Raw genomic sequence first — 13465 nt, 5'->3', positions numbered from 1 at the left:
CATCTCCTATTTCTCCCCTTCTTTTTCTGCCCCCGTTATGTTGTTGAAGACGAAAATCCCACTTTCCTACGTGTTTGGTAAGATAAAATGGGAAGTCTTGTTTGTATTCGTGTACGCCTCGCTCATTGCATTGGAAGATAAGCTCTTGCACGTGATGGAGGTGACCCTTCCCCTGAGCGTGCCCATGGTGCTGGGTACCGTGCTGTCGTTGCTGCTGGCCTTCAAGTCAAACCAAGCCTACGACCGGTGGTGGGAAGCCCGCATTGCCTGGGGAGCCATCGTAAACGACTCTCGTTCCTTAATCCGCCAAGTGCTATGTTTCACGGAAGCCCCCTACGGCTCGGAAGAAGCTGCGGAGTGGGTAAAGCGCCTCACCGACCGTCAAATTGCCTGGGCCTACAGCGTGGGAATGTCGCTGCGCAAGAAAATGGACATTGAGAAAATCCGCATGTTTCTCACGCCGGATGATATAGCCTTTGTGGGCAAACACGACAACGTGCCCAACGCCTTGCTGCAACTGCACGCCCAAGACCTGCGGTTTGCGTTGCGCGAAGGCTGGATCAATGCCTATCAGCAAGTGGAAATGGAAGGCATCCTCACTAAGCTCACCGACTCTATGGGCCGGTGCGAGCGAATTAAGAACACGGTGTTTCCGGCTACCTACACCTTGTACATTCACTTCTGTTTGTTCTTCTTCGTGTTGCTGCTGCCCTTCGCCCTGCTAGAGGTGTTCGGCATGCTGGAAGTCCTGATGGTAGTGGCCATTTCTTCCGCCTTTTTCCTAATCGAGAAAATGGCTATTCACTTGCAGGACCCCTTTGAAAGCAAGCCCACCGACACCCCAGTAACTGCCATTGCCCAAACCATTGAAGGCAACCTCAAGCAGATGGTAGGCGAAAAGCGCGTGGTGCGGGAGCCCGCCCCAGCCGAAAGTACCTTCTACGTGCTCTAATAGCCGGTAAGGCAGTGCCTGCCTTTTCCTGGACACTACATACTACGGATACTGAAACAGCCGCCTGAGAATTCCAGGCGGCTGTTTCAGTATCCGTAGTACTGCGCCAACGTAAGTTGAGCGGGAATGCTAGCTTGGCAGTACGTGCTGCTACAGGGCCACTGTATACTTTACTACTCAATTGGCCGTAGGTAGGGGCAGCAGGACCATTTCCTGCTTGCTCGCTATGTCATACACAACACAGACAACAACCCTGCAAGACGTTGGGCGCGTGGTGCTGGCTACCTTTATGGTAGGCGCTGGCACAGGCCACCTCACCTTTGCCCGCCGCGCCTTTCAGGCACAAGTGCCCGATTGGGTTCCCATGGATAAGGACATAGTAGTGCTGCTTTCGGGCGTAGTCGAAATAGGCCTTGGCTTATCGTTGCTACTTGCCAAGAAGCGCAGAGTGCCCATGGGCCTGGGCTTGGCTACGTTCTACGGGATGGTATTTCCTGGCAACGTGCATCAGTACACCCACCATATCAGCGCCTTCGGGCTTGACTCGGACGGCAAGCGGTTGGCGCGGCTGTTCTTTCAGCCCGTACTCATGGGCTGGGCGCTGTGGTCTACGGGCGCACTGAAGGCCTTGCGGCAGCCAGCGCAGTAGGCATTGGTACTAAGTGGTAGTGCAGAGGTTGGTGAGCATGTGCAGGCCTCGTCTCAGCGACCCTACTTGCTTAATTCACGGCAGCGGTAGTCGAAAGTGTACCTAAGTAGCAGTTATTCGGAATACAATAAGGTCTCGCGTCAGCTGCAAGGCGTGAGCTCATGGGTAGAGGTATGCGCTTCATTCTATGGAGAACTCAGCAATGAATAAAACACCTACCCTAGTTGCCGAATTTTTCGCCCTTTGGGCGGCGTAGCGTTGATAGTATTGCTCTGCCAAAGCAAGGCAGGCGAGATGGATGGTCTTTTATACCGCCTGCGAACTTGTTTTACGCTACCGTACCCGGCTACTTTCTTTTCGCAAATGCACAAGCTCCTTCCTGCGCTTCTTTTACTTGCCTTGTCTTTTGGCCGGGTGCTGGCCCAAGCGCCCAAGCAAGACAAGCTCCTCTACGGCGTGGCGTACTATGATGAGTACATGCCCTACGACCGCCTCGCCCAGGATGTGCAGATGATGAAGGCGGCCGGCATTAATGTGGTGCGCATTGCCGAATCGACGTGGAGTACGCTGGAGCCTCAGGAAGGCAAGTTCGATTTCTCGCACGTGGATCGGGTGCTTAATGCCATGCACAAAGCCGGCATCCGGGTCATCATCGGTACGCCCACGTACGCCGTACCTACTTGGCTGGTGCGCAAGTACCCCGATGTGCTAGCTGTCACGAATCACGGGCAAAACCAGTATGGCCCGCGCCAAAATATGGACATCAGCAACCCCGACTACCGCCGCCACGCCGAGGCGGTGATTCGGGCGCTGCTGGGCCACGTGAAGGACCACCCGGCCATCATCGGCTATCAGGTGGATAACGAAACCAAGGCTTATGGTACGGCTGGGCCCGCTGTGCAAAAGCAGTTTGTGCAGTACATGCAGCGCAAGTTTTCGTCGTTGGACGCGCTGAACAAAGCCTACGGGCTCGATTACTGGAGCAACCGCATCAACGCCTGGGAGGATTTTCCTTCCATGGTAGGTACCATCAACGCGGGGTTGGGAAGCGAGTTCAACCGGTTTCAGCGCCAGCTCGTCACCGACTTCCTGGCTTGGCAGGCTGCCTTAGTGCGCGAATACAAGAAGCCCGACCAATTCATTACCCAAAACTTTGACCTGGGTTGGCGCGGCCACTCCTTCGGCATTCAGCCCGAAGTGGACCACTTTGCCGCAGCCAAGGCACTCGATGTGGCGGGTATTGACATTTACCACCCCAGCCAGGACCAGCTCACGGGCACTGAAATTGCCTTCGGCGGCGACGTGACCCGCTCCATGAAAGGGGGGCAGAACTACCTGGTTCTCGAAACTGAAGCCCAGGGATTTCCGCAGTGGGTGCCCTACCCCGGTCAGCTGCGCTTGCAGGCCTTCAGCCACCTGGCTTCGGGAGCCAACATGGTGGAGTATTGGCATTGGCATTCCACCCACAACTCCTTCGAAACCTACTGGAAAGGATTGCTCAGCCAGGATTTTCAGCCCAACCCGGTTTACGACGAGGCCAAAACCATTGGGCGGGACTTTCAGCGCCTGAGTTCCAACCTGCTTAACTTAAAGAAAACCAACAAGGTAGCCATTCTCTTCAGCAACGAAGCCCTAACGGCCGAAGGCTGGTTTCGCAACGGCCTGGACTATAACGAGGTGTTGCGCTCCTTCTACGACCCGCTCTACCGCCACAATGTGGGCTGCGACCTAGTGGACCCCAGCAGCCCCAACCTAAACCAGTATTCCCTGCTGATTGTGCCCATGCTGTACGCCGCGCCCGCGAGCTTACTAGCCCGCCTCGACCAGTACGTGCAGCAAGGCGGCCACCTGCTCGTGACCTACCGCAGCGGCTTTTCCGATGAGCATGTGCAGGTGCGCAGCTCCATGCAGCCGGGCGGCCTGAGTAAGGTGTGCGGCGTAACCTATAGCCTCTTTACCACCCCCAGCGGAGTAGGCCTGCAGAGCGATGCTTACCCCGCCGACAAGGGCCAGGTGACGAATTGGATAGAGCTGCTCACGCCAACCACCGCCAAAGTACTGGCCCGCTACGAGCACCCGGCTTGGGGGCAGTACGCGGCCATTACGGAAAACCAGTACGGTAAAGGCTTGGCTACCTACGTGGGCTGCCACACCACCGACGCGGTAGTGGATAAGCTGGTGACCGACGCCGTGAAGAAGGCCAACCTGTGGGGCATCGACCAGGAGTTGCAGTTCCCGCTCATTACCCGCGTCGGCCTTAACCAACGTCGTAAGCAGGTGCACTACTATTTTAACTATTCGGCCACGCCGGGCACCGTACGCTACCCCCACGGCGCGGGCAAGGAACTGCTAGCTGGTATGGCCGTGCGCCAGGGTCAAGAGCTACAGCTAGGCCCTTGGGGCGTGCAAATTGTAGAGGAGAAATAACCTTGGCTAGCCTTGCCTAATCAATATCAGTACCTTCTGGATGGAGCAGTAGTCTCCTCTTTTTAGGAGCCGCTTTCCTCATCAGAAGGCAGCCTGGTAGCATCATTTTGTTGGCCTCTGCTAGAAGAAGCGTATTGGGAGCTGAGAAATAGATAACACAGTGGTATAAGCATGATTTTCGTGCAGCTTACTCCCGGGATGTTACTACTTTTAGTTGTCTCACCTTTCGCCTTCTTATGACCCACTACTACGTTTTGCTAGCTTGTGCTGCACTGCTGAGCCGTGCCGCGCTGGCTCAGTCGCCCGCTGCTGAAACCATGCTGCTGCGTGAGCCCGCTCTTAGTCGCAACAAGCTAGCCTTCAGCTACGCCGGCGACATTTGGACCGCCAACCGCGACGGTAGCAACCCGCAGCGGCTAACGGTAGGCCCAGGGGTAGAGACTAGTCCGCACTTCTCGCCCGATGGGCAGTGGATTGCTTACACCGGCGACTACGACCGTAACTCGGATGTATACGTGGTGGCCGTGAGCGGGGGGCAGCCGCGCCGTCTCACGTGGCATCCATCCGTGGAGACCGTGCGCGACTGGACGCCCGATGGGCAGCGCATCCTGTTCAGCAGCTCCCAGGAAGCCTATGCGCGTTCGTTGCAGCTATTTACGGTAGCAACAGCTGGGGGCCTGCCTACCCGTTTGCCTTTGCTGATGGGGGAGAAGGGAAGCTACTCTGCCGACGGGAAGCAACTGGCGCATACTCACATCACCAATGCTACCAGCACCTGGAAGCATTACCGCGGTGGCCAGACGGGACCCATTTGGCTAACCAACCTCCAAACGCTGACCACGGAAGAAATTCCGCATGAAAACGCCACCGATACAAGCCCCCTATGGCTGGGCGGCAAGGTGTATTTTCTCAGTGACCGGCAGCGCACCAACAACGTGTTTGTGTACGACGTGGCAACCAAGCAGGTAGCCCAGCTCACCCGTCATACCGACTACGACGTGAAGGCCCTCAGCGGCTACGCCGACGAGCTGGTGTACGAGCAAGCCGGGCGGCTACACCTTTTCAATACCACCTCGGGCAAAACCACTGACCTGAGCATCCGCATCACGCCCGAAGTGCTGGCCCTGCGCCCTCAGTACCGCAATGTAGCGCCCATGGTGCGCACGGCGGCCATATCGCCCACCGGTATGCGAGCCGTAGTGGAAGCCCGCGGCGACATATTTACGGTGCCAGCCAAGAAAGGCGAGAGCCGCAACCTAACCCACTCCGACGCCTCGCACGAGCGGTACCCCGCTTGGTCGCCGGACGGCACGCGCATTGCGTACCTGTCGGATGCCTCGGGCGAGTACCAGTTGCTGGTGCAAGACCAACGGGGCACTACGCCCGCTCAGGCCTACTCGCTGGGTAAGCCTTCGTTCTACTACCACCCGCTCTGGTCGCCGGACAGTAAGAAAATAGCCTACACAGATAAAAATCTGAACCTCTGGTACCTGAACTTGGCCACAAAAAAGCCAGTGCGGGTAGCTACCGACGCGTTCGGCCCCTTGCTTGATGATGCCGTTATGGCTCCTGCGTGGTCGCCCGATGCGCAATGGTTGGCCTACTCCGTGCTGATGCCTAACCACCTGCGTTCGGTGTACGTGTACCACTTGCCCTCCGGGCGGCGCTTTGCCGTGAGCGACGGACGCAGCGACGCAACGGCGCCCGCGTTCAGTCGCGACGGGAAGCACCTGTTCTTCTCCGCCAGCACGGATGTGGGTTTGCGCACCACCTGGCTCGATATGACCTCCTACGACCGCACGAGCAAACGCACACTTTACGTGGCCGTACTCAACAAGCAGGACCCATCTCCCTTCGCTCCGCAAAGCGACGAGGAGAAAGACGCCGTGCTCAAGCCCGACTCAGTAGTAGTAGGTAAGCCGGTAGGCAACCGCGCCGCTCCCAAAGTAGCCCTCAAGGACCTCAAACCAAAGAAACCGGACGCCATCAAAGTGTCTATTGATACCGTGGGCCTGCGGCAACGCATTCTGGTAGTACCCGGCTCAGCAGTGGGCGATTTGAGTGACGTGCAGGCCGCCGACGGCGACAAGGTTTTCTACCTGGAAAGTACGCCCGCCACTGCCCCGGCTGGCCCCACGGCCACTACTCCGGAGCCCGCGCAGCGCCTGCACCGCTTCGACCTGAAGGAACGCAAGGATGAGGTATTTATGGCTGAAGTAAAGGGCTACGCCCTCAGTGCCGATGGAAAGAAGATCTTATATATGGGCCCTGGCAACGCTTACGGGATTGTGGAAGCTGCCGGCAAGCCCACCGCCACGGATGGCAAGCTAGCCCTCACTGGCCTCGATTCTTATATTGACCCGCGCCACGAGTGGGAACAGATGTTCAACGAGGTATGGCGCCTGGAGCGCGATTACTTTTACGATGCCAATATGCACGGCCTCGACTGGGCCGCTACCAAGAAGAAGTACGCCTCCTTCCTGCCGCACGTGGCGCACCGTGCCGACCTTAACTACCTGTTTGCCGAGATGATGGGGGAGATGGTAGTAGGCCACAACTACGTGAGTGGGGGCGATATGCCCGCCATGCAAGCTGGCCCAGTGGGGTTGCTAGGAGCCGACTATGAAATTGCGAATGACCATTACCGCTTTAAGCGCGTCTTCAATGGGGAGAGCTTCAACCCTGGTCTACGCGCCCCGCTCACCGGGCCCGGCGTGAATGTGCGGGCAGGCGACTATCTACTGGCCGTGAATAACCGCCCTCTGCGACCCACCGATAACGTGTATAGCTTTTTCGAAAACACGGTGGGCAAGCAAATCACCCTCACCGTGAACGATCAGCCTACCCTACGCGGCGCCCGTGAGGTAACGGTGGTGCCCGTTGCCAACGAAGCAACCTTGCGCCGCATTGCTTGGGTAGAAAGCAACCGCCGCAAGGTGGACGAACTGACCGGGGGCCGCGTGGCTTATGTGTACCTGCCGAACACCAGCGCCGAGGGCTACGAGTTTTTTAACCGCTACTATTTCAGCCAGCTGGATAAAGAAGCAGTTATTGTGGACGAGCGTTTCAATGGGGGCGGTTTCGTGGCCGACTACATTCTGGACCTGCTCAACCGGCCCCTGCTGAGTTACTGGGCCCCGCGCGAAGGCCGGGCTTTCACGTCGCCGGGCGCTTCCATCTACGGACCTAAGGTGATGCTGGTAAACGAGTTTGCGGGGTCGGGGGGCGATGCCTTACCCGCTTTCTTCCGGCGGCGGGGGCTAGGCACCATCGTGGGCAAGCGTACCTGGGGCGGTTTGGTTGGCATTTCGGGCTACCCTGTACTCATGGATGGGGGTAGCGTGACGTCGCCTAGCTTTGCCATCTACAGTCCCGAGGGTAAGTGGGAAATCGAGAATGAGGGCGTTGCACCCGATATTGAAGTGGATGTACTACCCAGCGCCACTCAAAACGGCGACGACCCCCAGCTAGCCAAAGCCGTGGAGGTCATCATGGCGGACCTGAAGAAGCAATCCTTCAAGCCTCTACTCATTCCCGTACAGCACCCCGAGCGTGCCAAACCGTAAAACCATCCGCCTGAAGCGCCACTAGTAGTAGCCTTATAACAGGCAGCCCGCGCAACACCCTTTCTCGTTAAAGAGAAAGAGGGTTGCGCGGGCTGCCTGTTATAAGGCTACTGGCTACTAAGGCAGCGGCCTGCGGGACACATACACAATGGCGGGCCGCCCCACAGTTGGGTTGATAGCCTGGCCGGTTTTGACATCAAAGCGCAACCCGGAAGCGGCCACGTATAAGCGTTGCTGCGCATCTACGTGCAAGCCTTTCAAGTAGTGCCGGGCAGGAAGCTGCACCAACGTACGGGCCGTTCCTTGCTCGCGCCATAGGTCAGAAGCCAGCACCAGCCGCGAAGATGAGTTGGGAATGGGCTCAGTGTTTTCCGTTGTACGGTACGTAATGCCGGCTGCTTGCACCTGCCTGCTAGATGCCTGCATCTCGGGGTAGACCCGATATGAGTAGACACTTTGGGAGTACACCCAGGTTTTGCCCCAGTCCGCGGTAAACATGTCGGCGTATCTGGCAAAGAGTTCTCCTTGCGGGCTTATACCCGTCATGGTTAAAGCAAAAATGGTGTCGTTGCGCGGTAGAAATCCGGCTACTGGGCCATAGAAGTTGCGTGACTGACGCCACGTTTTACCTTGGTCGGAAGTTACGTACACCCCTTGCCGCGTGGAAACCAGCAGGGTTTTATCTAGGTCGCCCACGATGGAATACGCCTCATCACCGGAGAGGATGGTTGGAATTTCAAGGGTAATCCAGTCTGCATTTTCGGCCGCTACGGGCTTCACATCTTCTTTTTGCTGGCAGGCTGCTGTTAAGAGCAACAAAGGTAGAACACGGCGTATCTTGTTCAGTAACATAAAAATAGGAGTATGAAGTAACAGCGTTTTGTATATCAACGACTGGCGGCTATGCCTCTTCATCGGGGAGAATAAAGCCCCCGCGCTTACAAATTTAACCTTAAACTCGATCCAGCGCCGCCTGCTCAAACTTTGCCGCCTTATTTGCCGGGCGCTCGGGTGTTCGTGGTATCGGTTAGGGCCAGCATGAAGGCTTTCAGATCGGCTAGCTCTTGCCGGGTTAGGTGCAGCTTGTCTGGCGGTAACGTTTGGTTTTCAATGGCAATGCCCAGACCCGCTCCGCCGCCTTGGTTGTAGAAATCCAGCACTTTCTCTAAGGTGCGATACTGCCCATTGTGCATGTAGGGAGCGGTAAGGGCTACGTTGCGCAAGGTTGGGGTTTTGAAGGCATTGCGCAAAGGCGCCAGCTTGGTTAGCTCGTAGCGGCCCAAATCGGGGTCAAGCCGGGTGGAGCCAGGATGAGTGGGTACGCCCAGTACTTCCGCCTCGGAATCCTGGAAGGTGGGCGGCACGGTGCCATTGGTGAGGGGCAGAAAGTGACACGTGGCGCAACGGGCTTTGCCAGCGTATAAGTTGAAGCCCCGAATGGCGGAAGCACTCAGCTCGGCCCCGTTCTCCCCGCGCACGTAGCGGTCAAAGGGGGAGTTTAGGCGCACGAGACTACGCTCATAAGCTGCCAGCGCATTTTGGATACGCACGGGACTTACCACCGGCTCGGGAGCGGTGGCCGCTTCTGGGAAGGCCGCCCGGAAGCGGGCTAGGTAACGAGGCTGCCGGGCTAGCTGACCAACGGCAGTTTCCAAGGAGCCGTGCATCTCGTCGCGGTTGCCGATTACGTCTACGGCCTGGTTTTCCAGATTTGGAGAGCGGAGGTCGTAGAATTGGCCGGCTTGCAGCGCCGCGTTGAGGATGGTGGGCGTGTTTCGACGCAGCGTGCCACCAGTGAGGGTACTGCTACGGGCCACCCCATCGGTAAAAGCTTTTTCGGGCTGGTGACACGAAGCACAGGAGCGCCCTTTTCCTCCGCTCAGAACAGGGTCGTAGAACAACTGGCGGCCGAGCGCTACCTTGGCCGGGTTGCTGAACCATTGCCGGTTCCCCGTGTAGTAATCCGGGTTGAAAACGTTCGAATCGAACAAGGTAGCCGTTTCGGGCCGTAGCGCCCGCAATTCGCCGCTGAAAGGCTCAATGCCTAGTTGCCGTTGCAGGGCCAGCAGGCCGCGGCTCAGTGGGTTGGCATGCTCACGGACAAAAGCCATGCGGTCGAAGGCCGCAAAATCTGGGTGCCGGCGCAAGAACGCACTAGCCGCTTGTAACTTAGGTATCAAGCTGGGGGCCGCTTCTCTTGGAGCCTTGATGTACAGGCGCAATGGCTTTTCTAGCGCAGAAAGCGCGGCGGCGGCTTCGGGCAAGCAAGCGGCGGCGCTAAGTGGGGTATCGAACCCGGTGATGCCCAAGGCCACCACTCGAAATACTTGCTGCCGAAGCGCATCAAACACGTGGGCATCAGTAAATTCCTGCTCGTCCCAGAGCAGCTGCAAGGACAGTACCTGCCGCCGCAGGCGCACCGTTTGCCGCCGCAATTCGCGGTAGGCTGCCGTATCAGTTGTCACTGGGGCGGGATCAGGATAGAGCAGGGGCTCAAGTACTTGTAAGCCTGCCGGCTCAAACATCTTCGTTTCCTCAACTTCTACCTCGGGCACCGGCGCTCCGTTCACCAGGCGGCTTGTGGCGGGTAAGAAGTACTCGGTAAAGGGCTCTACCCGCTTGTATGCCAAGCGGCACTGCCGGAAGGCTTGGCGTAGCGAGTCGAGGGGTACCGGCCGGGTGGCTGCCCGCTGGGTGAGAGGTAGCAGCCTGACGTCGATGAGGTGAAGCAGGGCAGCCAGGTCCTGAGCCACGGCCGACTTTAGCTGGGCGGGACGGGAGTTTTTCTGCTCGGTAGTTTGCCCAGTTGGGGCCGAGGTAGTAGCAGCAGATTGAGTGGTTGGGGACTCGCAACTGCTTAGTAGAATGAGTATTATCAGCAAGAGGCCCAGCGGGCCGGTCAGGATGTATTTCATATGGGACAGGCAAGCGGCCAGGCTAGTTTTCACCCAGAAGGTAGGAACGGCTCAACCAGATGCTAGACAACCTCCTGCCGCGCGCGACAGGAGGTTGCAGTGTGTTTTACTACTAGTGCGTACTATGGAAAGCTGGTTTTATTTGGCTACCCCGCGCACAATGACAACTTGCCCACCCTCACTATTGGTGTTGGCGGCGGCACCCGAGCCATCAGCGTTTTTAAACTTGGCGTCCTGCCACGTGTGCGGGTGAATGTTCACCAGGAAGGTGTTAGGCGTGTTCACCAGGTCGCTGATGTCATGCATTGCCCCGTATTCCCAGGAGCTTTTCAGTTGGGAGTTGCTGGGGTTGTACTTCGCATTGAAGGTAGCATCAGTGCGGCGGTGGTCCATCTCCAGCATGGCCTTGGCGCGCTGGCCGGGGCTGTTGATGCCCCACTGCCAAATGCGGCCGTCGTGGTCATTGTCACGGTAGAATGAATCCCCATCCTCCTGAATGTACACGTAGTTCTCCGTCACGCAGATGTTATCGGGGTTCACGATGTAGCGACCGGGGTCCTGGGCGCCATCCACCACCACTTCCAGCTTGGCGGCACCAGTGGGGTTAGTTGCGTTGAGGTTCAGCTTATACACGCGGCCCCACATTGTTTTGCCCGCCACCGGGGTTACTTTATCGGCTTGGCTTACGCCGGTAGCCGTAAAGTACAGCTCACGGTTGTTGACGGCGCTGCCTTTACGATAGTCCAAATCTTCCACGCGAGCCAACTGCAATACGCCATTCGCCGTCGAGAAAGAGGCAATCTGCGCCCCCGTCATGGTTTTGGCACCGGTTACTTCCACCCACTCTACATCGTAGCTCGTACCCATCACCATGTTGGTTTCCACTGGGTCGCCGGACGGGCGCTTGAGCATGTAGAGCTTGCCGTTGTCGAGGTCACCGGGGGTATCGCTCACGTACAGTAAAACCTGCCCGTTGGTGTCATCTTCCCCAATGACGATAACCGTTTTGCCAGGGTACGCCTGCTTGTTTAGGGGTACGGCGTTTTCCATGCTGGCTTTGCCCAGGGCTGGTTTGCGGCGGCTAGTGTTTGCTTTGTCAACGGCCCCAACTGGGTCAATAGCGTGCACCATGCTCTCGGCACCGCTTTCACCAGCCGTCAGAAACACAGGAGCCGGAAAGCCGTGCTCTTCGGGGGTAGCCAGGGTAGCCGAGCACAACCGGGTAGTACCGCCGTTATAGTCTAGAATGTATTCGCCTTTTACTGGCTTGAAGGTTTTGTCGAGGTAAACCCGCGACACGGATTGCGAGATTTCATGGTTGTTGATCAGCACGAACCCATCACCCGTGGGGTTGCGCATCAGGCCCGCGCCGTCTGGCTGGGGGCCGAAAACAAAGGCCGGAGATTCGGCCAGTACGTCGTCGGAGGAGATGAGCGGCAAAATCTCCAGGGATTCGTAGCCGGGCATGGCCTTCACCAGCGAGGGGTTGACGGAGTGCGCCTTCAGTTCGATAGGGTCGGTAGGGGTACCCGAAGTATCATCGTCGTTATTGCAAGCGGCCAGGACCGGCAGCAAGCCCAGGGTCGTGAGACGCGCAGCGCGAAGAAGTAGAGAAGAGTCCATGCGGAAAGGATTGAGAACTAGGGCTGATTGGTAGCACAAAGGTTCTGCATCCATGTTATTTCAGCATGACGCGAGCATTAACACCTTGTTACAATTGCGCTTAGATTGAAACCTTTCCACCACCGCATGTTGCGCAGGCATGCACGTAGGATGCCTCTTTATTCCGTCGCTGGTTTTGCTTCGGGCTGTTTCCAGTGTAGTAGGAGAGTGCCCCAGTACTTGCCTACTGGTAGTTCAACCTACTGCCGCTTCATACTTCACAAAGAAGCAAACGCATGTGCTTTCTGCCCCTAGCAGGGCGCTTACCAGAACCTGTTGGTGCACACCACTTGCGCCTTTTTCTTGAGCCGTAGCCCCAGTAGTATTTCGTGGCTGCCACCATGGTAGCCGGCTAGCTCCGAGAGGCCGGCGTCGTAGGAATAGCCCAACGTGAATTGCTCGTAGCTGAGCCCGACCATTGCCACGAACGAGTCGAGGGCGCGCCAGGATACGCCGCCCCAAAGCAGGTCCTGGTACTTGAGCTTGGCGTTGAGGTCAAGGGAAAGGGGAGCGGGGTTAACGGCCTTGACGAGTACCGATGGGACCAGGGACCAGTCGTCGCTGAGCGGCACCCGGACCCCACCCGTAACGAAGTAGTGGCGCTTCAGGGAGTTGCCCACGCCCGCGTCCAGGGACGTCGGGCCGTACGAAAAATCAAGCTTATTGGCCAGCAGCTGCGCACCGGAAACCCCTACGTAGAAATCGGAACTGTACACCCACAGGCCAATAGAGCCATCCAGCACCCGCGAAGCGTCGCTGGCCGCAGTAGTGGTGGGATCGAAAAAGCGCAGCTGCTGCCCATCTACGGCAAACTGCTGCATGCCCACCGACACGCCTAGCGCCGCCCGCAGGTTGGGCCGCAGCACTAGGTTGTAGGCGTACGAAAGGTAGGCCCCCTTCCGGCTCGTAGGGCCAGTTTCGTCGTTGTACACCAGGCCGCCCAGCGCGTGAAACGGTCGACGCCGGTCGCGCAGGGTACGCTTGCTGGTGGTGCGCCATTTGCCCAGCGAGGAGCTGGCACTAACGTAGTACGTCCTGGGTGCTCCTTCCAGTCCCTGCCATTGGGTACGGTAGCTAGCCTTGATATCAATGTAGTCTTCCACCCCCGTTGCGCCGGGGTTTAGAATGTAGTTGTTGTTCATGTACTGGCTGTACTGAGCCTGCTGCTGGGCACGGGCCGGCGCACCGACGAGTAGCAACAGCAACAACAGTAGAGGTAGGGCTCTTATCATAAGCAGAATGCACCTTTGGGCCTTGCAGGAGGAAGGAGGCCCGGCCGCACCAGCGCGGCCGG

At 57.8% G+C, this 13465-nt stretch carries 8 protein-coding genes; 4 read left to right on the top strand and 4 right to left on the bottom strand.

Annotated features, from left to right (window positions below):
- Positions 1-37 precede the first annotated feature (37 nt).
- From CHB83_RS16960 to CHB83_RS16945, 4 genes are all read left to right on the top strand, one after another.
- Entirely contained in the window at positions 38-952 is a 915-nt protein-coding gene (locus CHB83_RS16960; protein ID WP_089333487.1) for a bestrophin family protein, read from the top strand.
- A gap of 226 nt (positions 953-1178) precedes the next feature.
- Positions 1179-1601: a DoxX family protein gene (locus CHB83_RS16955; RefSeq protein ID WP_089333486.1), complete on the top strand. Its 423-nt coding sequence runs from the start codon at positions 1179-1181 to the stop codon at positions 1599-1601.
- A 363-nt stretch (positions 1602-1964) separates the two neighbouring features.
- Positions 1965-4028 (top strand): beta-galactosidase, encoded by a 2064-nt coding sequence (locus CHB83_RS16950; RefSeq protein WP_218823187.1) that lies wholly within the window; start codon positions 1965-1967, stop codon positions 4026-4028.
- Between the two features lie 236 nt (positions 4029-4264).
- Positions 4265-7594: a S41 family peptidase gene (locus tag CHB83_RS16945; RefSeq protein WP_089333485.1), complete on the top strand. Its 3330-nt coding sequence runs from the start codon at positions 4265-4267 to the stop codon at positions 7592-7594.
- Positions 7595-7711: 117 nt separating this feature from the next.
- On the opposite strand, the gene CHB83_RS16940 is transcribed toward CHB83_RS16945, so the two are convergent.
- From CHB83_RS16940 to CHB83_RS16925, 4 genes are all read right to left on the bottom strand, one after another.
- On the bottom strand, positions 7712-8413 hold the full coding sequence (locus CHB83_RS16940) for a hypothetical protein (protein WP_143437168.1): 702 nt from the start codon (positions 8411-8413) through the stop codon (positions 7712-7714).
- Positions 8414-8586: 173 nt separating this feature from the next.
- A complete protein-coding gene (locus CHB83_RS16935; protein WP_089333483.1) occupies positions 8587-10509 on the bottom strand; it encodes a cytochrome-c peroxidase in 1923 nt (640 codons plus the stop codon).
- 138 nt (positions 10510-10647) lie between these two features.
- A complete protein-coding gene (locus CHB83_RS16930; protein ID WP_089333482.1) occupies positions 10648-12132 on the bottom strand; it encodes an alkaline phosphatase PhoX in 1485 nt (494 codons plus the stop codon).
- A 302-nt stretch (positions 12133-12434) separates the two neighbouring features.
- Positions 12435-13403: a PorP/SprF family type IX secretion system membrane protein gene (locus CHB83_RS16925; protein ID WP_089333481.1), complete on the bottom strand. Its 969-nt coding sequence runs from the start codon at positions 13401-13403 to the stop codon at positions 12435-12437.
- Positions 13404-13465 lie beyond the last annotated feature (62 nt).

The sequence above is a fragment of the Hymenobacter mucosus genome (assembly GCF_900188255.1).
In the GTDB taxonomy this organism is placed as follows: domain Bacteria; phylum Bacteroidota; class Bacteroidia; order Cytophagales; family Hymenobacteraceae; genus Hymenobacter; species Hymenobacter mucosus.
This window is presented reverse-complemented; position numbering and strand designations above follow the sequence as displayed.